Here is a 21,544-nt window from a genome sequence, read left to right on the forward strand (position 1 = left end):
ACGTCCATACCCCGCACGCCAAACCTGGCTCTGGCCACGCCGGGCGTGCGATCCCGCCGCTGGTCGTCACCGAGCACCCGCCCCGCCGGCCCGGGTCGCGACCAGTTCACTGAAGGGCTCCGCCCGCGACGCGGCCGACACCCACGGCACCCGCCACGCCTTCGCCACTCGCGACGCCCCTGGCGCGAACACCACGAGCACGGATGCGGGCACTCCGGACTTGTTCGCGAATCCATGCACCCAGCCCTCCGGCACATGGAGACCGTCTCCCGCACCAGCGTCAACGAACCGCTCACCGTTGACAGCGGTCACCCATCCCGGAGGGCCGGTGGAACGACCCGGACAAGGTCAACTGGAAACGCGACCCGCCCCGCCCGCGACGCGACCCGGTTTCCCTGCGGCACGACCCGGTTCCGCTGTGCGTCGGCTCCCGGCACGCGTCGCGCCGGTGCCTTCACTTCCGGTTCCCCGGGCAGCTCCGCACGCCGAGCTTGCTTCCGCTCCCCAGACCGCTTCCGCTCCCAGGCCCGCTTCCGCTCCCCGACCCGCTGCGGTTCCCGGGCTCACTTCCGTTCCCGGTTCCTTGGCGTTCCCATTCTTCAGCTGCACCGGCGTCCCTGCTCCTCGATGCCTGGCTGCCTGGCTGTCCGGTTGGGCGGGGCGGGTTGGGACCTGGGGGTGTCCTGCGCCGCCCTCCGCTTTGTACTGCGGTAACGAAATGACCATGGGGCTGAGTTCCCCGAGGCGTTCACTATTACGGGGATTCCAGGTTCACCCTTGCTAGCGATACGCGAAGCCGGGGTTCGTTACTCAGTGCGACTTGTGGAGTTCGGGGTTCAGCTGCGAAGCGGGTTGGGGGCGCTTCGCGGGGGTTGCCGGGGCGAGGGGGCGGGTGGGTGGACTGGGCGTGAGTTGAACATAGCGGGGAAGTTGTTGGTGTGGGGGTGGTTGTCCACAGGGTGGGGTCAGGGGGTTTGGGGGGTGGGGTAGGGGGCGTTGGTCAGGTTCTCTGAGTGGGTCCAGAGGGTGGTGGCTGCTTCGGGGGTGAAGCCTTTGGCTCGGAGGGGTTCTTGGGTTACCTGGGTTTTGCGGAGGGTTTTGCCTGGGGAGAGCATTTGGCCTGCGGGGGCTTCGGGGGCCGTTGCGGCGTAGTTGATGGGGAGGGCGGCTTGGGTTGCCGGGCGGCCGAGTAGGCCGGCGATGCTGCCGGTGAGGCGGCTGAGGATGGGGCCGGGGGCGCTGCTGATCATGGGGGTTCGGGCGATGCCGGGGTGGGTGAGCATGCTTTGGACCGGGGAGTTTGTCGCGCGGAGGCGACGGTCCAGCTCGGTGGCGAACAGGACGTTGGCGAGTTTGGAGTTGGAGTAGGCGCGGCCTGAGTTGTAGCCGCGGGTGAGGTGGAGGTTGTCGAAGTCGAAGTGGCCGAGTTTGTACATGAAGGAGGCGACCGTGACGACTCGTGGGTCTTTGCCGTTGGCCAGGTTGGGGAGCAGCAGGGCGGTCAGCAGGAAGTGGCCCAGGTGGTTGGTGGCCAGGTGGAGTTCGTGGCCTTGGGCCGAGACCGCGTGTGGCTGGTTGCCGATGCCGGCGTTGTTGATCAGGACGTCCACCTGGTCGCCTCGGGACTCCAGGTCAGCGGCGAAGGAGCTGACCGAGTCCAGGTCGGAGGTGTCCAGTTTGTGGATGGCCAGGTCGGCGCCGGGGAATTGGGGGCGCAGGGCTTCCGCTTTGGCGATGTTGCGGACGGCCATGATCACTCGGGCGCCGCGGGCGGAGAGGGCGTGGGCGACGGCCAGGCCGAGGCCGCTGGTGGCACCGGTGATCACTGCCGTGCGGCCGGTCTGGTCGGGCATGTTGGCGAGGGTCCAGGTCCGCACTGCTACCTCCTGCTAACCGGATTTGCTATCCGCCTGCACCGTAGCATAAGCGGATGAGTCATCCGTTAGTAGGACGCCGGCGACAGCGATCTCCAGAGCCTCGCGCAGGGCTCTGATGGCGGGGGCGGCCTGGTGGTCGGGGCACAGCACCGCCAGGCGGTTGCCGGTGGCGGACATGAAGTCCAGGGTGACGCCGATCCTGGTCAGGGCCTCGCAGAAGATCGGGCGGATGGCGGGATCCGAGCGCAGGCCGGAGCCGGTGACCGCGACCTCGGCGATGTCGCTGTCCAGGGTGAGGTGGGTGAAGCCGAGGTGGGGTCGGGCCGCTTGGAGGGCCGCGGCTAGGCGGGGGCCGGCGGTTCTGGGGACTATCGCGGCCCAACCGTCCGGTCGGTAGGTAATGGCGTGGACGGGGACCTGGTGGTTCGCGATCTCGCGGAGCAGGGGGGCCAGGTGGATCTGGCCGGTGATGGTGATCTTGGCGTGGGTGTGGGAACTGTGGATGCGGTGCAGGACTGCCTGTTCCATGGCCCCTCCGATGGGCCAGGCGTGGGCTCCGCCGCCGAAGCCCACGCCTGGGGTCCGCTCTCAGCCGTACAGCACCTGGCCGTCGCCGATCCGGTGCACCCGGGACCGTCGCAGGTCCTGGGTGGCGAAGGTTCGTTGCAGCCAGCGGTCCTGGCCGTCGTAGCGCGGGGTGAACCCGGTGCGGCCGTGGACGGTGACCCGATTGTCCACAATGGCCAGATCGCCGGGCACCAGGTAGTGGGTCAACGCGTTGGTGGCGAACAGGTTCTGCAGTTCGGCCATGGCGGTGCGGGCGGACTCGGTCAGCGGGGTGGTGGCCGCGAAGTCGACCAGGACGTCCGGGTCGTCGGGGGCGCCGGTGAGCACCGCGTGCGGTTCGGTCTCACCGGCCGGCAGGCCGAAGGACGGGGGCGGGGCGGTGACGAATTCCCGGCGGAACAGCACTTCCCGGCTCTGGTCGCTCAGCAGGTCGTGCACCTGGCGGATGGACGCGGTGCGCAGGCCCGCCTCACGGTCGTGGTCGGCACGCAGGCACAGCAGCAGCACGTAGTCCGGCCGGTTGTCGTGGAAGGCGTTCTCGTTGTGGAAGGACAGCAGCACCGAGCCCTCGTTGCCCTGGAAGTCCTCGCTGCCGGGCACCGGCACCACGTTGTGCACCAGGGCGCCGGACTTCTCCGGGCGGAAGGCGATCACGTCGCCGAGCAGGTGGGTGACCATCATCAGTGTGGCGGCCGGGATGGTGGCGGCGCGTTGCACGGATCCGCTCTGCGCCGGGGTTTCCGGCACCAGGGACTCGTCCACCGGGAGGCCGCGGATCACCAGCGCGCCACTGGGTCCGGAGTCCCGCCGGTAGGCGGACAGGGCGCGACGCAAGGAGATCGGCAGCTCGTGCGCGCGTTCCGCGGCCGCACGCACCCAGCCGCGGTCGTCGATGCGTCCGTCCTCAGTGGACAGTAAGGTGCTCGCGACCTCCTCGACGGCGAGTGCGTTGGCGCGGTTGAGGGTCACTACGCCCGCGGGCGCGTCGACCTCGAGGACCATCGACATCAGTTCACATCCTTCTGCGCGTCTTCGGGGGTTGCCATCAGGCGGGTCAGCACCCGCGCCACCTCGCCGACCTGCGGCGCCCGCAGGACGCCGAGGTGGTTGCCGCCGACCCGGTGCACGTCCAGCCCACCGGTGGCCAGTTCGGCCCAGCGCTGGGTGTAATCGACGAAGTTCACGCCGACCGCGACCTCGTGCTCACCCGCGGCCAGTTCGTCCCCGGCGATCAGGTGCAGTGGCCCGGGGTAGGGCTCGTGCCGGTAGTCCAGGCGGGTTTGCAGCAGCTCGCGCCACACCCGCACCCTGGACGGCCAGAACTCGTCGCCCGGCACCGGGGGGTCGATCCGGCCGTCGTCGACGATCAGCTCCAGCACCGCCACGGCCTGTTCCTGGAGTGCGGGCACCTGTTCGGCGGAGGCGGTGGCCAGTTCGGCCAACAGGTGTTCGGCTCGGCGGAAGCGGGCCATGAACTCGTGCATGTTGGCGCGTTCGTAGCTGTCCAGCGCGGGGTCGAGCAGCATGAAGGTGACCTGCTCGCCCTCGGCACGCAGCCTGCGGGCCATCTCGGTGGTGATCTGGCTGCCACCGCACCAACCGAGCAGTCGGTAGGGACCGCTGGGTTGCAGGCGACGGAGCTGGGCGAGGTTCAGCTCGGCGATGTGGTGCACGCTCTCCGGCGCCGGGCAGCGGCGACTCAGGCCGGGCCACTCGAAGGCGGCGACCGGCTGGTCGGGGTCGAGGTGTTCGGCGAGCTGGGCGAACCAGTGCGCGCTGCCGGGGTGCACGCAGAACAGGGGCGCTCTGCTACCGCCTCGGCGCAGCCACACCACCGCGTCCAGGCTGTCCACTTCGGACTGTTCGGCGCTGTTGTCGCCGAGCACCCGGGCGAGTTCGGCGATGGTGCGGTGCTCGTAGAAGTCCCGGAAGGACAGTCGGATGCCGTGTTCCTCGCGGAGTTTCACGATGATCCGCATGACGCTGAGCGAGTGGCCGCCGAGTTCGGTGAAGCTGTCGTGCACGCCGACCCGGCCACGCTTGAGCGCCTCGGCCCAGGCGCGGGCCAGGATGTTCTCCACCGCGGTGCGCGGCGCCTGGAACCGAGCACTGACCTTGGCCAGTTCGGGTTTCGGGAGGCGGGCGGTGTCGACCTTGCCGTTGCTGGTCAGCGGCAGCTCGTCGAGTTCGAGGAAGGCCTGGGGCACCAGGTAGTCGGGCAGGATCTCGGCCAGCTTCGCCGGCAGGGCGGCGATGTCCAGGGTGCTGTCCTCGGCTGGGACCAGGTAGGCGATGAGTTCCTTGTCGCCGGAGGGCGCGGTGTGCACGCGCACGATGACGTCCTGCAGCGGGACCTGGCGGTGCAGGGCGGCCTCGATCTCGCCGAGTTCGATCCGGTAGCCGCGGATCTTGACCTGGTGGTCGACCCGGCCGGCGAACTCCAGCACGCCGTCGGCGCGGTAGCGGGCCAGGTCGCCGGTGCGGTACAGCCGCGCACCCGGTTGTGCGGCAAAGGGATCCGGGATGAACCGGGCGGCGGTCAGCTCGGGTCGTTCGACGTAGCCACGGGCGAGCTGGGCGCCGCCGATGTACAGCTCCCCCGCCACGCCGACCGGCACCAGCTCCAGGTTGGCGTCCAGCACCCGCATCACCGTGTTGGCGATGGGCTTGCCGATGGGCAGCACGCCGGGTTCCAGGCCGTTGGCCGGGGCTTCCAGCCAGGAGCAGCCGACGGTGGTCTCGGTGGGGCCGTACTCGTTGTCCACCACGGTGTCCGGGGCGTGCCGCGCCCAGCTGGACACCATGTCCCGCACCAGTTCCTCACCACCGGCGATGATCCGGCCGGTGGCCCGGCGGGCTGCCTCGGGGGTGAGTGACTGGTTGAGCACGGCCAGGTGCGAGGGGGTCAGCTTGAGCAGACCGAACTCGCCCGCCTCCAGTGCGGCGACCAGGGCGTCGATGCCCGGGGTGCCGTCGTCGGCGGTGATGGTGACCGGCTGGCCGGTGAGCAGCGCGGGGAAGATCGAGGTGACCGGCAGGTCGAAGGCGACCGAGGAGTACAGCGGGGATCCCTTGCCGCGCAACGGGGTGTACGCGCCCAGGCACCACAGCACGTAGTTGACCAGGTTGCGGTGCTCGATCATGACGCCCTTGGGCGTGCCGGTGGAGCCGGAGGTGTAGATGATGTAGGCCAGCGAGTCCGGTGTGGACGTCCGTCCGAGGTCCACTGTGGACACATGATCCAAGTCGGTCTCGTCGAGCAGGACGAGTCGCCTGCCGGGCAGCAGGTGTGCGGTGGCGGTTTCGGCGAGCACGACCTCGGCGTGGGTCTCGGCGAGCAGGTCGGTGAGGCGCTGGGCCGGGTGGGTGGGGTCGAGCGGCAGGTAGGCCGCACCCGCCTTGAGCACGCCGAGCAGGGCGGCGACCAGGTCCGGTCCGCGGCGGAGCAGGATGCCGACCCTGGACTCCTGGCCGACGCCGAGGGAGCGCAGGTGGTGCGCGATCCGGTTGGCGCGGGCGTTGAGCGCGGAATAGTCCACAGTGGACCCGTCGGCGCAGCGCAGGGCGGTCGCGTCCGGGGTCCGGCCGACCTGCTGCTCGAACAGTTCGTGCAGGCACAGTTCCGGATACTCGGCCTCCTCGCCATGGGCGAAGGAGAGCAGCCGGGCGGTTTCCACCTCGTCCAGGCCGTTGTCCCTGGCGTTGCCGCCGGGGTCGGCGGCCATGAGTTCCAGGATCCGCCGGTACAGCCGGGCCAGGCGTTCGCCGTTGGCGCGGCTGATCCGCTCCGGCCGGGCGGCCAGGAACAGCGCGCCGGGGAAGGTCCAGACGTCCAGGGCGAACTCGTTGGGGCTGACGTCGACCACGCCGGCGGACTCGATCCGGCGCGCGTCCAGCACGTGGAAGTCCAGGTAGGTGAACGCGGTCTCGACCAGGGAGGCACCGCCGCCCCATTCGCGCTGCATCTCCGGCAGCGGGAACCGGCGGTGCGGCCAGACCGCGACCTCCTCGGCGAAGACCTGGCGCACCAGGTCGAGCCAGGTGGAGCCGGCCAGCTCGACGCCGACCGGGACGGTGTTGAGGTGCATGCCGCGCACGGTCTCGCCGCCGCTGGTCTCCAGCCGTCCGTTGCACACCAGGCCGGTGTGGAACCGGGTGGAGCCGCTGAGCACGCTGAGTGCCTTGAGATGCGCGGTGAACAGCACGCTCTTGAGCGAGACGCCCGCGACCACGGCCAAGGCGCGCAGACCGGGTTCGAGGTCGGCGATCGGGACGCCGATCTTGTACGCGGTCTCGTCGCCGCCGGGTTCGGCCGACCAGCCCTCGGGCAGTTCGACCCGGTCGAACCGGCCGAGGCGGTCCCGCCAGAACTCGCGGTCGTCATTCTCCTTGAGGGAGCGTTGTTCCAGGGCGATGTAGTCGGCGAACCGGACACTGTGGACGATCGGCACGGCGGGTTCGCGGCCCGCACGCAGGGCGCGGTAGTCGGCCATCAGTTCGGTGATCAGCGAGTGGTGGCTCCAGCCGTCCAGGATGGCGTGGCACTCGATGAAGGAGAACGTCCAGCGGTCCGTCGCGGTCTGGTGGGCGTGGAAACGCAGCATCGGCGCGGTGCCGACGTCGAAGGGCGTGGCGCGGGTGTCAGTGATGAAGCGCTGGATCTCGGCGTCCGGATCGGTGCTGTCCCGCAGGTCGTGGTAGCCGACCTCGATCGCGCCAGCCGGGTGCACGAGCTGGAGTGGTTCGCTGAACCCGTTGAGGTCGAAGGAGGTGCGCAGGATCTCGTGCCGCTGTCCCAGCAGGGCCGCGGCCTGACGCAGTGCGGTCAGGTCGAGCGGGCCGTCGTCGTTGATCGGCAGCAGGGTGATGTTGTGGTACGGGCTTTCCTCGCTGTCGGCGATCATCTGGTAGACCATCGCGGCCTGCACCATGGACATCGGGTAGGCGTCCACCAGTCCGGCGGGCAGCGCGGCCCGGTCCGCGGGATCGAGCAGCGCGAAGGCCTCGACCCTGCGCTCCTCGGCGTTGTCCACTGTGGACTGGTCGCGGGTCTCGCTGAAGCGGGCGAGTTCCTCGACACTCTGGTGCAGCAGCAGGTTCTGCACGGACAGGTCGATGCCGCGCGGGCGCAGTGCGCCGACCACCCGGATGGCGCGGATGGAATCGCCGCCCAGGGTGAAGAAGTTGTCCCGCACGCCGACCGTGGGCACCCCCAGCACCTCGGCCCAGGTCTCGGCGATGATCTGTTCGACCGGGTTGCGCGGGGCGAGCTGATCGGCGGTGTGCTGGGCGCGGTGGGCGTCCGGATCGGGCAGCGCGGCGTGGTCGATCTTGCCGTTCACGGTGAGCGGGAAGGCGTCCACGGGCACGAACAGGGCGGGCACCATGTAGGCGGGCAGGGTCCGGCCGAGGTGTTCGCGCAGGTCGGCAAGCTCGGCCGGGGCGCCGGTGAAGTAGGCGACCAGGCGGGACTGGTGGGCCAGCACGACGGCCTTGTCCACGGCGGGGTGGGTGGTGAGGGCGGCTTCGATCTCGCCGGGTTCGATGCGGTGGCCGCGGATCTTGACCTGGTTGTCGGCGCGGCCGAGGAACTCCAGGTCGCCGTCGGCCCGGTAGCGAGCCAGGTCGCCGGTGCGGTACATGCGGGTGCCGGGGCTGGTGGCGTAGGGGTCGGGGCCGAAGCGGTCGGCGGTGAGAGCGGGTCGGCCGAGGTAGCCGCGGGCCAGGCCGGGGCCGGAGACATAGACCTGGCCGGGCACGCCGATCGGGACCGGGTTCAGTTCCGGGTCCAGCACGTACAGCCGGAGGTCGCGCAGGGCGCCGCCGACCGGGCTGCGCTGGTCGCCGTCCAGGTCTTGCCTACTGACCGGACGGTAGGTGACGTGCACGGTGGTCTCGGTGATCCCGTACATGTTGACCAGTTCGGGCCGCTGGTCGCCGAAGCGGTCGAACCAGGGCGCGAGTTCGGTGACGTCCAGGGCCTCGCCGCCGAAGACCACGGTGCGCAGGGACAGCGCGTCGGCGGACAGGTCGGCCTGGGTGACCGCCTCGATCAGGCCGCGGAAGGCCGATGGGGTCTGGTTGAGCACCGTGACCCGCTCGCTGACCAGCAGGTCGAGGAAGTCCTGCGGGGACCGGGAGATCTCATACGGCACGACCACCGCGGTGCCGCCGTGCAGCAGGGAGCCCCAGAGTTCCCAGACGGAGAAGTCGAAGGCGTAGGAGTGGAACAGGGTCCAGACGTCGGTGGGGCCGAAGCCGAAGTCGGGTTCGCAGGCGCGCAGCAGGCGCAGCACGTTGGCGTGGGTGACCTGGACACCCTTGGGTTTGCCGGTGGAGCCGGAGGTGTAGATGACGTAGGCCAGGTTGTCCGGCGCGACCAGGGGTTCGGGGTCGGTGTCCGGGCGGCCGGGGTGGTCGACGGGGAGGCTGTCGACGCCGGGCAGCGGGGTGCCGGTGATCGCGAGGGCGACCTCGGCGTCCTCCAGCAGGTAAGCCAACCGATCGGTAGGGGCGGCCGGGTCCAGGGGCAGGTAGCCGGCACCGGACTTGAGCACGCCGAGCAGGGCAACGACCAGGTCAGGGCCGCGGTCCAGGCAGACGCCGACCAGGTGGTCGGGACCGGCGCCGCGGGCGCGCAGCTCGTGCGCGAGGCGGTTGGCGCGGGTGTTCAGTTCGGTGTAGGTGAGGCTCTCGCCCTGGTGGCGGACCGCGATCGCCTCGGGGGCGCGGCGGACCTGGGCCTGGAACACCTCGGGCAGGGACGCGGTGGCCGGGAAGTGGCGGCCGGAGCCGCTCCACTTGCCGAGCAGCTGGTCACGTTCGGGCTGGGTGAGCAGTTCCAGCGTTGCCACCCGACCGGTCGGTAGGGCGACGATGCTGGTCAGCAGCCGGGTGAAGTGGCCGATCAGGCGCTGGATGGTGGCGGTGTCGAACAGCGCGGTGGCGTATTCGAGCTGGCCGGTCAGGGAGCCGTCGGGGTGGGTGGCCATGGCCAGGCCGAGGTCGAACTTGGCCGCGTTCCACTCCACCGGCTCCTGCTCGGCACGCAGGCAGCCCAGCTCGGTGGGCTGCTGGCTGGTGAGCTGGAAGACGACCTGGAACAGCGGGTTGCGGGACGGATCGCGTTCGGGCGCCAGTTCCTCGACGATGCGCTCGAACGGGGTGTGCTGGTGGGCGTATGCCTCCAGCGCGGTCTCGCGGACCCTGGCGAGCAGGTCCAGGAAGCTCGGGTCGCCCGCGAGGTCGGTGCGCAGCACGACGGTGTTCACGAACAGGCCGAGCAGGTTCTGCGTCTCCTCGCGGTCGCGGCCGCCGACCGGGCTGCCCACCACCACGTCGTGCTGACCGGCGTAGCGGCCGAGCAGCAGCTGGAAGGCGGCCAGCAGCACCATGAACGGGGTCGCGCCCTGCGCTCGGCCGAGGGCGAACAGTGGTTCGGCCAGAGTCGCGGGCAGGGTGAAGGTCTCGCTGGCGCCGCGCGGGTCCCGGATCGGGCCTCTCGACCGGTCGGTAGGCAGCGCGAGCGGGGTGAGACCGTTCAGGGTCCTGCGCCAGTGCGCGAGCTGTTCGGTGAGCTTCGGGCCGGCGAGCTGCTCGCGCTGCCAGGCGGCGTAATCGGCGTACTGCACCGGGACCGGCGGCAGCGGCGAGGGCATGGCCGCGGCGAAGGTGGCGTAGAGGCTGTCCAGCTCGGCCAGCAGCACCGACTCGGACCAGCCGTCGGCGGCGATGTGGTGGGTGGTGATCAGCAGGATCTGGTCCTCGGCGGTGAGCCGGATGAACAGGGCCCGGATCGGGTGTTCGGTGGCCAGGTCCAGCGGGCGCTGCCCGTCGGCGTCGATCAGCCTGGCGATCCGGGCGGCCGAGTTGGCGCCGCGCAGGTCGGCCTCGCGCCAGGCGATCGGCGTGGGTGGGTCGATCAGCTGGACCGGTTCGCCGTCCACTGTGGAGTACCGGGTGCGCAGGATCTCGTGCCTGGCCACGATCTCGTCCAGGGCGGCGCGCAGCGCGGGCACGTTGAGGTGTCCGCGCAGGCGCAGGCGCAGTGGCATCAGGTACTCGGTGCCGCCGGGCTGGATCTGGTCCAGCACCCACAGCCGCCGCTGGGCGAACGACAGCGGCAGCGCGCCATCCCTGGCGACCGGGGTGATCCCGGCTTCCGGTGCGGCGGGGCTGAGGCCGCGCAGTCTGCGCTGCAGCAGTTCCGCGCGGGAGATTGAGCTGGTGCTCATCGTTCGCCTTCCTGTCTCCGGGTCGGCCGATCAGTGGACAGCCTGCCGAGCGGAGGGGGTGGTGGAGCAGAGTCAGCGTGGTACCTCTGTCGGCAACCGGGACTGCCTGCGTGGTTGCCGGTCCTTCTCTGTGTCCTGCTCTGGACGCCGAGAACCATCGGGCGTATGAGCGAAGAGGTGCCGCCGCTGCGGCGTAACCGGGACTTCCTGCTGTTGTGGTCGGGTTCGGCGGTGTCCAGCCTCGGCGCGAACGCCTCCAGCGTGGCCTATCCGCTGCTGGTGCTGGCGCTGACCGGTTCGCCGGTGGACGCCGGGGTGAGCGGGTTCATCGCGCTGCTGCCGCAACTGGTGTTCCAGGTGCCTGCCGGGGCGCTGGTCGATCGGTGGAACCGCAAGCGGGTGATGATCTGGTGCGACATCCTGCGCGCACTGGCCATCGGCACCCTGGCGGTGGCGCTGGTGAGTGATTCGCTGACGTTGCCGCACATCCTGGCGGTCGGGTTCACCGAGGGGGTGCTGACCGTGACGTTCAAGATCGCGGCGGCGGCCGCGGTGCCGAATGTGGTGCATCCGAGTCATCTGACCTTCGCGTTGTCCCGCAACGAGGCCAGGGAGCGGGGCGCGGCGATGCTGGGTCAGCCGCTGGGCGGGGCGTTGTTCGGGCTGGGCCGGGCGGTGCCGTTCCTGTTCGACGCGGTGACCTACCTGGTGTCGCTGGCCTCGTTGTTGTTGATCCGCACCGATTTCCAGGCCGAGCGCAAGCCGCGCAAGCTGGAGCTGGGCGCCGGGATCGCCTGGTTGTGGCGGCAGCCGTTCCTGCGGATGACCACGTTCCTGGTGGCAGGCAGCAACTTCCTGTTCCGCGCGCTGTTCCTGGTGGTGATCGTGATCGCCGCGGACTACGGCGCCTCGCCGACGCTGGTGGGCGTGATGTTCGGACTGGCCGCGGTTGGCGGGGTGCTGGGTTCGCTGGCCGCGCCCGCGCTGGAGCGCAGGCTGTCGATGAAGGTGGTGGTGGTCGCGGCGAACTGGGCCTGGGGCCTGCTGGTGCCGATGGTGTTGCTGGTGCCCAATCCCTATGTGCTGGGCGCGGTGTACGCGTTGATGTGCTTTGTCGGTCCGGTGTGGAATGTGGCGATCTCGGCCTATCAGATCGCGGTGACGCCGGATCACATCCAGGGCCGGGTGCTGGGGGCGGCGGGGATGATCGCGTTCGGCGCGGTGCCGTTGGGGTCGTTGCTGGGTGGGTTCGCGCTGGAGTGGATCGGGGCGCGGGCGACGGTGTGGGCGTTGGCGGTGTGGATGATCGGGCTGGCGATCGTGGCCACGGTGAGTCCGGCGGTGCGTAACGCGCCGAGTCTGGATTCGGCACGGCCGGCGCGGGAGTCGGTCGCGGTCCGCTGAGCGCGAAGTCAAAACCCCCGCCCCGAGCTTCCGGGGCGGGGGTTTTGTGTTGTGTTCAGCGAGGATCGGCCACCGCGACGAAGCGGAGTTCGGCGGTGTGCGGTTCGCGGTTGTGGTCGGGCAGCCAGGCCTGGTCCGGGGTGGGCAGCATCTCGGTGATGGTGAGCTGCCCGGCCGGGTCCTTGCGGGCCAGCCGGCGGACGGCCTTGGCCAGGATGTTGAGGTAGACGGGGCTGTCGAAGTCGACGTAGAACGGGCGGGGTTCGGCCGGGGAGGTGACGAAGACGAAGCGGGGCAGGGTGTTCGCCTCGCGCCATTGGCGGAGGCGGACGAAGCGGCGGGGTTCGGACCTCTCCTCGGCCGCGGTGACCTCGGCGGCGGGGAAGCGCCAGGTCTCGCGGGTGACGACCAGGGTGTCGACGGTGATCCGCGGGGTGTGCGGGGCTTCCGGGACCAGGCGGAACAGGTCCATGGCCAGGGTGGTCAGGACGTGGCCGAAGACGTCGATCACCGGGAACCGGGTGCCGTCGGGCAGCACGGCCCGCAGGGTGTCGTGCCGTTCGACCTGGATGTCGGCGCTGGCGTGGGTGTGTGGGCGGGATGGGTCGGCGGTGTGGTCGACCAGGGCGACGTAGTGGTCCTCGGGGCGGATCAGGGTGTGCCGGATCCTGGCGGAGAGTCGGGAGCGGTGTTCCTTGGGCAGCAAGGGAAGCAGGCGGGGCCCGGGGTGGTCGCGAGTGGTGCCGGCGAGCAGTTCGGACTGGTCCGGGTGCTGGTTGACGAACAGGGAGGCGCCCAGGGTGTTGGTGGCGATGTGCAGTTCGCCGAGCACCAGGTGGTCCTCGGTGAGCAGGATGTCGGGGCTGAGGTAGCGGGCCGCGGTCCAGCCGGGGGCGCGGTTGCCGAAGGCCACCGACACCCGGTGTTCGATGTCCTTTGTGGACCGTGCGACCCGGTTGCCGCTGCCCGGGTTGAGGATGATGGCCCAGCGGCGCTGGAACTCCTTCTGCAACTCGGTCGCGTCCTCGGCCGCCGCGCCGTGCAGGATGGGCATGCAGGCGAACCAGAACTCGGCCAGGTTGACCGGGCCGTCGGCGGCCAGGCGGTCGAAGACCTCCTCGGCGCGTTGCAGGACCCGGTCGGCGAGGTTGGCGGTGAGCCAGGTGGCGCTGGTCAGGAACAGGGACAGCGGGGCCAGTGCGTCCAGGACCCGGTGTCCCGCGGTGGCGGTGGCGCTGCGCCGGCAGTCGGAGTAGACCAGTGCCCGGCAGGGCGCGGTGCTCGCGGACTTCTCGCGGACCGCGGCGGTGTCGGTGAGGGCGACGAAGTCCTGTTCCAGTTTGGTGAACGCGGCGGCCAGGGTGTCCGCGTCGGTGGCGGCGGCGACCTCGGCTCGGCCACGTTCCAGGGTGTCCAGGGCGACGATCGCCTGGGCCCGTTGGGGTTCGTCCTCCACTGTGGACAGCCAGGTGCGCAGCCAGCGTTCCGGGTGGGCGTCGGCGGGGATCTCCAGGCGCCACACCAGCCAGCGGCGGCCGACCAGGTCCGCGAGCAGCGCGGGCACGTCCAGGTCGGGGTTGGCCTGTGCCAGGTGGTGGGCGGAGCGGGTGCCGTCGCACTGGGTCAGCAGGCGATGCTGGTCCGGGGTGATCGGCTGCGGTGGGCGGCTGGGGATGGTGACCGCGTCCGGTCCGATGTGGACGAACGGGACGCGGCGGGGCGCGATCCACTGGCGCAGGCCGGGTTCCAGGGTGCGGGCGAGGGTGTCGATGGCCCAGCTGGCGAAGTAGACGTTGGTCTCCGCGATCAGCGATTCGCCGGGCTCGACGGTGACGCCGGTCTGGGTGAGGTCCCAGCGGCCCCAGCCGACCGGGCCGAAGAAGCCGATGGTGTCGTTCTTGACGCAGAACCGTTGCCAGTAGTGGGCGATGAGTTCCTCGCGCTGGCGGGGCATGCTGGTGCGGCCGGCCGCGGTGGGGGTCCAGTCCAGGAAGGGTTTGATGCCGGTGGTGAGCACCGGGCGGTTCTGCCAGGCGACCGCGGCCCGGAAGTCGGGCCGGGCCGCGATGTCCTGGAGGTCCAGCGCGGTCTGCACCGCGGCTTCCTGGTAGGTCTCCTCGAATCCGGTCCAGTCCACTCCGGTGAGCCGGTCGTCCCGGTCGAACTTGTCCGCGGCCTGGGCCAGGCCGGCGGGTGCGAGCCGGAGCACCCCGTTGGCGGGGAAACCGGGGCCGCGCAACGCGAACTGGTCCCACAGTCGCCAGGTCTGGTCCAGGCGCACCTCGTCCGCACCCATCGGTCTCACCCCTGTGCCGGTTCGAGGTCCAGCACGCCGGCCAGGTCGATCGGCGAGGGGTAGGCGAAGACCAGCGCCACCGGCACCTCGGCGCCGAGGGCGTCGCGCAGGCGGGCGGTGATCTGGAAGGCGGCCAGGGAGTCGCCGCCCGCCTCGAAGAAGTCGCTGGCGGTGTCCAGGTGATCGTCGCCGAGCGTCTCGCGGTAGATCGCGGCGATCAGTTCGGGCACGTCCACCTTGAGGTCGTTGGTCATGGCTGTCCTTTCGCTGTGGTGTTTCCGCCGGAGACGATCGCGACGGCGGTGCCGGTCCACCCGGCGCGCAGTGCGCCCGCGAGGGCCACCGCGCCGCTGGGTTCGGCGTTGACCCCGTTGCGCCGCAACAGGTCGAGTGCGTGGCGGACGGCCTCGTCGGACACGCCGATGAGGTCGTCCACCCGGTGCTGGATGATCGGGAACGGCACCTCGCCGGGACGTTGGCCACGCAGGCCGTCGGCGATGGTGTCCGGTGGCGGCAGTTCGACCGGGCCGCCCGCGGCGAGTGAGCGCGCGTACCGGCGGCAGGCCGTGGGTTCCACGCCGATCACCCGGATGTCCTTGCCCAGTGCGGCCAGGCAGGTGCCTGCCAGGAGGCCGCCACCGCCGGTGGGGACGAAGATCGTGTCGGTGTCGGGTGCGTCGGCGAGGACTTCCAGGGCGACCGTGCCCGCGCCCGCGACCACCAGGTCGTGGTCGGAGGAGGGCAGCAGGAACGCGCCGATGTTGGCGGCCAGTTCGCGGGCGTGTCGTTCGCGGTCGGCCACTCCCCCTGGCACGGCGACGATGTCGGCGCCGAGTTCCCGGATCCGGGCGGCCTTGACCGGGCTGGCTCCGGCGGCCATCACGACGGTGACGGCGACGCCGAGCCGGGCGCCCAGGGTGGCCACCGCGATGCCGTGGTTGCCGGAGGATCCGGCGACGACCGCGCTGACCCCGTTGCCCAGCAAGGCGTTGGCCGCGCCGCGGAGTTTGAAGGAGCCGCTGCGCTGGCGGTGTTCGGCCTTGAGCCGCAGGCCGGGCAGGCAGGGCAGCAGTGGGGTGTGCCGGATCTGGGTGGCGATCCGGTCCGCGGCGGCGGCGACGTCGGCGTGGCCGAGTTGCAGGGCGGGGGTGGTCATCGGGCCAGTGCCTTGCGGTCGGTCTTTCCGGTGCTGGTGGTGGGCAGGCGGTCGATGCGGGCGAACCGGCGCGGCATCAGGTGCGGCGGCAGGGTTTTCCCGAGGTGGGCGCGCAGGTCGGCGTCGGTGATGTCGGCGAGGTCGCCGGTGAGGTGGGCGATCAGGTGCACGCGGCCGCGGTCGTCGGTGGCGGCGGTGATCACCGCGCCGGTGACCGCGGCATGGGTCAGCAGGGCGGACTCGACCTCGGCCGGGTCGACCCGGTAGCCGCGGATCTTGATCTGCCGGTCCACCCGGCCCAGGTATTCCAGGATGCCGCCCTCGGTGCGGCGGGCCAGATCGCCGGTGCGGTACATGCGGGAGCCGGGTTCGCCGAACGGGTCCGGGCGGAAGCGGTCCGCGGTGAGCCCTGGGCGATCCGCGTAACCCCTTGCCACGCCAAGGCCGCCGAGGTGGATCTCGCCGATGGTGTTGGGCGGCACCGGGTTGCCTTGATCATCGAGGAGGTGGGCGGTGACGCCGTCGACCGGGACGCCGATGTGGTCGGCGCTGAGGTCCGGGACGACGGGGACGCGGTGGCGGGTGGAGGTCATGGTGCACTCGGTCGGGCCGTACTGGTTGACCAGGCTGCCCGCGATCAGGTCCCGGCCGCCCGCGGCGAGGAACGGGCGCAGGGATTCCCCGCTGGCCACCACCAGGCGCAACCGGCGCAGGTCGGCGGCGATCTCCCGGTGCTGAGCCAGGAAGGTCAGGAAGGACGGGGTCACGCTGAGCACGGTGTCGACCTCGTAGCGCCGGATCACCTCGGCGAACTCGTTGGCGCGCAACAGGGACTCCCGCGGTGCGAGGACCAGTCGGCCGCCGGCGAGCAGTGGCGCGAAGATGTCCCGGATGGAGGCGTCGTAACCCAGCGGGGCCAGTTGCACGGCGGTGGTGTGCGGGCCGAGGTCGTAGTCCTTGGCCAGGAATCGCAGGTAGGAGTCCAGGCCACGGCGTTCGATGAGCACCGCGTTGGGGGTGCCGGTGGAGCCGGAGGTGTGGCTGACGTAGGCCAGCGACCGGGGTGACACGGCGGGCAGCGGTGCGATGGCCGGGGTGAGCCGGTCCAGCAGGGTGGTGCGGCCGGGGAAGGGCAGCTCGACCTGACTGGTGGTCAGCAGATGCCTGGTGTGTCCACTGTGGAGCATGGCGGCCAGGCGCTGGGGTGGCTGGTCGATGTCCAGGGTGAGGAACGCGCCGCCGGCGTGCAGCACGGCGGCCATCGCGACCACCGCGTCCACTCCCCTGGGCACGGCGATGGCGCAGACCTGTTCCGGGCGCAGCCCTTCGACCACCAGGCATTGGGCCAGTCGGAGGATCCGGTTGCGCAGTTCGCCATAGGACACGGTGCGGTCCGGGGTGATGATCGCGGGGGTGTGCGGTGGGTTGGCCAGCAGCTCGTCCACGAAACCGGTCATGAGGCACCGCCGGTCTGGTCGACCGCGACGAAGCGGAGTTCGGAGGTGTAGCGCTGACCCTGGTCGTCGGTGAGCCAGGCCTGTTCCGGGTTGGGCAGCATCTCGCTGACCGTGATCCGGCCGTCCGGGTCGGTGCGGGCGAGGCGGCGGGCGGCCTTGGCCAGGATGTTGACGTAGACCGGGCTGTCGAAGTCGACGTAGAACGGCCGGGGTTCGGTGGGCGAGGTGACGAAGACGTACCGGGGCAGGTCCAGTTCCTCCCGCCACTGCCGGGCCTTGACGAACCGGCGGGCCTCGCTCTTCTCCGCGGTGAACTCCAGCTTCGCGGCGACGAACCGCCAGGTCTCGCGGGCGATGATCATCCGGTCGACGGTGATCCGCGGCGAGTGCTCGGCGTTGGTGCGCAGGGAGAAGCGGTCCATGACCCGGTTGGTGAGCGCGTTGCCGAAGACGTCCAGGAGCGGGAACTCGGCGCCGTCGGGCAGGATGGCGAGCAGGCGGCCGTCCCGGTCGAGGACCTCGATGTCGGCGCTGTTGAGGGCGCGCGGGTTGTGCGGGTCGGCGGTGTAGTCGACCATGCCGGCGAAGTAGTCCTCGGGACGCACCAGGGCCGGGCGGCTGCGGGTGGACCAGCGTGGCGGCTGTTCCTTGGGCAGCATGGGCATCAGCCGCGGGCCGGGGAAGTCCATTGTGGTCTCGGCGAGCAGCTCGGCCATGTCCGGGTGCTGCATGGCGAACAGGGAGGCGCCGACGGTGTTCATGGCCACGTGCAGTTCGCCGAGCACCAGCTCGAACTCGCCGCGGGCCACCGCGTCGGCGTCCTCGGCCAGGATCAGCACGTCCGGACTCACGTATCGGGCAATATTCCAGGCATCGCCTGGTTCGCCGAAGGCCGCCTCCACCTGGTCTTTCAGGTCCACTGAGGACAGTCGGATCCGGCGGGCGCCGTCGGGGGCGTTGATGATCCGGGTCCAGCGCTCGCGCAGTTCGGCCTGGATGCGGTCGATCTCGGCGGTGGAGTCGGGGTGTGGCACGGGCAGGCATTCGAACCAGAGCGCGCCCAGGTCGACCCGGCCGTGCTTGGCGAGCAGCTTCTCGTAGGCGGTGCGGATGCGGGCGGTCATCGACTCGGCGAACCGGTTGGTCAGCCAGCGGGCCGCGGTCAGGCACAGGGCCAGTGGGGTGAGTTCGGCCAGCACGGCCGAGCCCAGGGTGGCGGTGGCCGAGCGGCGGCAGTCGGAGTAGACCAGTGAGCGGCAGGGCGCGGTGCGGCTGTTCTTGGCCCGGACCGCGGCGGACTCGGTGAGCGCGGCGAAGTCCTGTTCCAGCGCGGCCATCGCCGCGGACAGCGCGTCCGCGTCACCATAGGCGTGGTGGATGCGTTGTTTGGCCTGTTCCAGCACGGCGAGCTTGGCCAGGGCGCGGTCGCGGACCGCCGGGTCGCCGACTCGCTCCATTGTGGACCGCAGATGCTGCTCGGGGTGTGCGGTGGTGGGGACCTCCAGGCGCCACACCGCCCAGCGCCGCTTGGTCAGGTCCTCGATCCCGGCCAGCACCTCGTCCTCGGTGCGGCCGAGCTGGGCGGCCAGGTCGACCGGGGAGCGGGTGCCGTCGCAGCGGGACAGGAGTTCGCGCTGGTCCGGGGTGATCGGCTGGGGCGGGCGGCCGGGCAGGTGCACGGTGTCGGCGGTGATCCGGACGAAGGACACCCGGCGCGGCGGGGTCCAGCGGCGCAGGGCGGGGTCCTCGCCGAGCACGCGGGCGAGGGTGTCGATGGCCCAGCTGGAGAAGTACACGGTGGACTCGGCGATCAGGCCCTCGCCCGGGTCGACCGTCACGCCTTCCCGCGCCAGGTCCCAGCGGCCCCAGCCGACCGGGCCGAAGAAGCCGATGGTGTCGTTCTTGACGCAGAACCGCTGCCAGTAGTGCGCCACCAGTTCCTCCCGCTGGCGGGGCATGCTGCTGCGCCCGGCCGCGGTGGGGGTCCAGTCCAGGAAGGGCTTGATGCCGGTGCCCAGTACGGTGCGGTTCTGCCAGGCCACCGCGGCACGGAAGTCGGGCCGGGCCGCGATGTCCTGGAGTTCCAGGGCGGTCGCTACCGCGGCCGTGCCGAACTCCTCCTCGAACGCGGTCCAGTCCACACCGGACAGTGGGGTGCCGCGGTCGAACTTGTCCGCGGCCGCGGCCAGGCCGTCCGGGGCCAGCCGGAGCACCCCGGCGGCGGGGAAGCCGGGGCCGCGCAGGGAGAACTGGGACCACAGCCGCCAGCCGCCAGTGGGGAGGAAGACGTTGTCGGACATCGCGACGGACACCTTTCGGATCAGGCCGTGCACCATTCCAGGACGGCACGTGCGCTGTGGTACTTGTTCTCCGCCTGCGTGAACGCGATGCTGGCCGGCCCGTCGAGCACCTCGGCGGTGACCTCCTCGCCGCGGTGCGCGGGCAGGTCGTGCATGAACACCGCGCCGGGGCAGGCCGCCAGCAGCGCACTGTCCACCTGGAACGGTGCGAAGATCTCCCGCCAGTCCGGGTCGGGTTTGCTGGTGCCGGTGGTCTGCCAGCGGGTGGTGTAGACGACGTCGACCTCGGGCAGGTCGGCCAGGTCGTGCCGCTGTTCGATCCGGGCGCCGCCGCGCTTGGCGCTGATCTCGCCGCGTTCGACGAAACCGACCGGCACGCCGTAGCCGGGTGGCGTGCGCAGGTGCAGTTCGGTGCCGGGGAAGCGGGGCAGGGCCAGGGACAGCGCGGTCGCGGTGTTGTTGCCCTCCCCCACGTACAGCACCCGCAGCCCGTCGACCCGGCCGAAGTGGCGGGTCAGCGTGGTGAGGTCGGTGAGCGCCTGGGTCGGGTGTTCCTCCGCGGTCATCGCGTTGATCACCGCCATCCGGCGCTGGGCGGCGTAGGCGCGGAGTTCCCGTTCCGGCCCTGCGGTGCGGGCGACCAGGACGTCGAGCATGCCGGAGAGCACGGCGCCGGTGTCCTCGACGGACTCGCCGGTGTTCTCCTGGAGGTCGCCGGGGCCGTAGGTGATCAGCTGGGCGCCCAGGCGCAGCGCGCCGGCGGAGAAGGCGGTGCGGGTGCGGGTGGAGGTGCGGCGGAACAGCACCGCGACCACCTGATCCCGCAACGGTTTCGTGCCTTCGAGCGCTCCCGCGGAATATTCGGCGCCGCGGTGGACCAGCCAGCGCAGGTCCTCATCGGACAGATCGTCGATGGAGATCAGGTGTCGTCGGTCGGACATGGTCGTCTCCTCACCGGTTCCGGGTGCTGTGCAGGGCGTCGCGGAGCACGTCGAGGCCGCGGTCGAGCCGGGCGATGTCGATGGTCAGCGGCGGCAGCACCTTGATCACCTCGTCGTGGCGGCCGCACAGCTCCACGATCAGGCCGTGCTCGAAGGCGTGCCGCTGCACCAGGTCCGCGCGCTCGGGCCCACCGGCGCCGGCGAGGTCGATGCCCAGGGCCATGCCGCGGCCGCGGGTGACGATGGCCGGGTCGAGGAGTTCGGTGCGGAAGCGGTCCAGGCGGCGGGATGCCACGGCCAGGTCGGTGTGGAACTTGGTCTGCCGCCACAGGTCCAGCGCGGCGGTGGCGGCGACGAAGGCGAGCTGGTTGCCACGGAAGGTGCCGGTGTGCTCGCCCGGTTCCCACACGTCCAGGTCGCGGCGGAACAGGGTCAGCGAGAGCGGGAGGCCGTAGCCGCCGATGGACTTGGACACGGTGACCATGTCCGGCACCACGCCCGCGTGCTCGAAGCAGAAGAAGGTGCCGGTGCGGCCGCAACCGGCCTGGATCTCGTCGAAGATCAGCAGGATGCCGTGCCGTTCGGTGAGCGCGCGCAGTGAGCGCAGCCAGTCCGGGGAGGCCGGGTAGATGCCGCCCTCCATCTGCATGGGTTCCACGATCACCGCGGCCGGGATCTCGAAGCCGGAGGACGGGTCGGCGAGCAGGCGTTCCAGGTAGCCGACCGAGTCGAATGTCCCCTGTGGACTGTCCTCATAGGGCACGAAGGTGACGTCGGAGGGCCCGATCCCGCCCGCCCGGCGGGCCCGGCGGCTGCCGGTGACGGCCAGGGAGCCGCGGGACATGCCGTGGTAGGCGCCGGTGAAGGCGACCACGCCGGTGCGGCCGGTGGCCTTGCGGGCCAGTTTGAGCGCGGCCTCGACCGCGTCGGTGCCGGTGGGCCCGCAGAACTGGATCTTGTAGTCCAGGTCGCGTGGTCGCAGCACGACCTCGGCGAAGGTGTTGAGGAACTCGCGCTTGGCCACGGTGTGCATGTCCAGGCCGTGCACGATGCCGTCGGCTGCCAGGTACTCGGTGAGGCGGCGCTTGATGAAGTCGTTGTTGTGCCCGTAGTTCAGGGTGCCCGCGCCACAGAAGAAGTCGATGAAGACCCGGCCGTCCTCGCCGTGCAGTTCGGCGCCCTTGGCGCGGTGGAAGACGATCGGGAACTTCCGGCAGTAGCTGCGCACCTCGGATTCGAGGTCCTGGAACACCGAGAAGTCGGTGGCCGCGGTGTGCGTGCCGGGGTGATGCGCGGTGACGGTCATCGTGGG

12 protein-coding genes are annotated in these 21,544 nt (G+C 70.9%); 1 reads left to right on the forward strand and 11 read right to left on the reverse strand.

Annotated elements, in window-relative coordinates:
- Positions 1-965 precede the first annotated feature (965 nt).
- From HNR67_RS33220 to HNR67_RS33235, 4 genes are read right to left on the reverse strand one after another with little or no spacing between them, the layout of a single operon-like run.
- Positions 966-1,877 (reverse strand): SDR family NAD(P)-dependent oxidoreductase, encoded by a 912-nt coding sequence (locus HNR67_RS33220; protein WP_185006324.1) that lies wholly within the window; start codon positions 1,875-1,877, stop codon positions 966-968.
- A gap of 12 nt (positions 1,878-1,889) precedes the next feature.
- Complete coding sequence (locus HNR67_RS33225) at positions 1,890-2,405, reverse strand: aspartate kinase family protein (RefSeq protein WP_185006326.1); 516 nt, start codon at positions 2,403-2,405, stop codon at positions 1,890-1,892.
- A 60-nt stretch (positions 2,406-2,465) separates the two neighbouring features.
- Positions 2,466-3,452, reverse strand: a complete 987-nt coding sequence (locus HNR67_RS33230; protein ID WP_185006328.1) for a TauD/TfdA family dioxygenase — start codon at positions 3,450-3,452, stop codon at positions 2,466-2,468.
- On the reverse strand, positions 3,452-10,678 hold the full coding sequence (locus HNR67_RS33235) for a non-ribosomal peptide synthetase (RefSeq protein ID WP_185006330.1): 7,227 nt from the start codon (positions 10,676-10,678) through the stop codon (positions 3,452-3,454). The genes HNR67_RS33230 and HNR67_RS33235 overlap by 1 nt, the downstream gene beginning before the upstream one ends.
- A 165-nt stretch (positions 10,679-10,843) precedes the next feature.
- Between HNR67_RS33235 and HNR67_RS33240 the strand changes: the two genes are divergently transcribed.
- Positions 10,844-12,082, forward strand: a complete 1,239-nt coding sequence (locus HNR67_RS33240; protein WP_185006332.1) for an MFS transporter — start codon at positions 10,844-10,846, stop codon at positions 12,080-12,082.
- Positions 12,083-12,137: 55 nt separating this feature from the next.
- Here HNR67_RS33240 and HNR67_RS33245 read toward each other — a convergent pair whose 3' ends face one another.
- From HNR67_RS33245 to ectB, 7 genes are read right to left on the reverse strand one after another with little or no spacing between them, the layout of a single operon-like run.
- The gene (locus HNR67_RS33245; RefSeq protein WP_185006334.1) at positions 12,138-14,378 is read right to left on the reverse strand and encodes a lantibiotic dehydratase; all 2,241 of its coding nucleotides are present in this window, start codon (positions 14,376-14,378) and stop codon (positions 12,138-12,140) included.
- A gap of 5 nt (positions 14,379-14,383) precedes the next feature.
- On the reverse strand, positions 14,384-14,632 hold the full coding sequence (locus tag HNR67_RS33250; protein ID WP_185006336.1) for a phosphopantetheine-binding protein: 249 nt from the start codon (positions 14,630-14,632) through the stop codon (positions 14,384-14,386).
- A complete protein-coding gene (locus HNR67_RS33255; protein ID WP_185006338.1) occupies positions 14,629-15,534 on the reverse strand; it encodes a threonine ammonia-lyase in 906 nt (301 codons plus the stop codon). Before HNR67_RS33255 ends, HNR67_RS33250 begins: the two co-directional genes overlap by 4 nt.
- On the reverse strand, positions 15,531-16,991 hold the full coding sequence (locus HNR67_RS33260) for an amino acid adenylation domain-containing protein (RefSeq protein ID WP_185006341.1): 1,461 nt from the start codon (positions 16,989-16,991) through the stop codon (positions 15,531-15,533). Before HNR67_RS33260 ends, HNR67_RS33255 begins: the two co-directional genes overlap by 4 nt.
- Entirely contained in the window at positions 16,988-19,291 is a 2,304-nt protein-coding gene (locus tag HNR67_RS33265) for a lantibiotic dehydratase (RefSeq protein WP_185006343.1), read from the reverse strand. Before HNR67_RS33265 ends, HNR67_RS33260 begins: the two co-directional genes overlap by 4 nt.
- A gap of 20 nt (positions 19,292-19,311) precedes the next feature.
- The gene (locus HNR67_RS33270) at positions 19,312-20,232 is read right to left on the reverse strand and encodes an ornithine carbamoyltransferase (RefSeq protein ID WP_185006345.1); all 921 of its coding nucleotides are present in this window, start codon (positions 20,230-20,232) and stop codon (positions 19,312-19,314) included.
- A gap of 10 nt (positions 20,233-20,242) precedes the next feature.
- Positions 20,243-21,538: a diaminobutyrate--2-oxoglutarate transaminase gene (gene ectB / locus HNR67_RS33275; protein WP_185006347.1), complete on the reverse strand. Its 1,296-nt coding sequence runs from the start codon at positions 21,536-21,538 to the stop codon at positions 20,243-20,245.
- Positions 21,539-21,544: the final 6 nt, after the last annotated feature.

The sequence above is a fragment of the Crossiella cryophila genome, from assembly GCF_014204915.1.
In the GTDB taxonomy this organism is placed as follows: Bacteria; Actinomycetota; Actinomycetes; order Mycobacteriales; family Pseudonocardiaceae; genus Crossiella; species Crossiella cryophila.

Bases quoted from the DNA above. Each gene is read 5' to 3' on its own strand.
- HNR67_RS33255 (WP_185006338.1), bottom strand. From the start codon at position 15,534: ATGACCACCCCCGCCCTGCAACTCGGCCACGCCGACGTCGCCGCCGCC.
- HNR67_RS33265 (WP_185006343.1), bottom strand. From the start codon at position 19,291: ATGTCCGACAACGTCTTCCTCCCCACTGGCGGCTGGCGGCTGTGGTCC.
- HNR67_RS33225 (WP_185006326.1), bottom strand. From the start codon at position 2,405: ATGGAACAGGCAGTCCTGCACCGCATCCACAGTTCCCACACCCACGCC.
- HNR67_RS33270 (WP_185006345.1), bottom strand. From the start codon at position 20,232: ATGTCCGACCGACGACACCTGATCTCCATCGACGATCTGTCCGATGAG.
- HNR67_RS33245 (WP_185006334.1), bottom strand. From the start codon at position 14,378: ATGGGTGCGGACGAGGTGCGCCTGGACCAGACCTGGCGACTGTGGGAC.
- HNR67_RS33230 (WP_185006328.1), bottom strand. From the start codon at position 3,452: ATGTCGATGGTCCTCGAGGTCGACGCGCCCGCGGGCGTAGTGACCCTC.
- HNR67_RS33250 (WP_185006336.1), bottom strand. From the start codon at position 14,632: ATGACCAACGACCTCAAGGTGGACGTGCCCGAACTGATCGCCGCGATC.
- HNR67_RS33240 (WP_185006332.1), top strand. From the start codon at position 10,844: ATGAGCGAAGAGGTGCCGCCGCTGCGGCGTAACCGGGACTTCCTGCTG.
- ectB (WP_185006347.1), bottom strand. From the start codon at position 21,538: ATGACCGTCACCGCGCATCACCCCGGCACGCACACCGCGGCCACCGAC.
- HNR67_RS33260 (WP_185006341.1), bottom strand. From the start codon at position 16,991: ATGACCGGTTTCGTGGACGAGCTGCTGGCCAACCCACCGCACACCCCC.
- HNR67_RS33235 (WP_185006330.1), bottom strand. From the start codon at position 10,678: ATGAGCACCAGCTCAATCTCCCGCGCGGAACTGCTGCAGCGCAGACTG.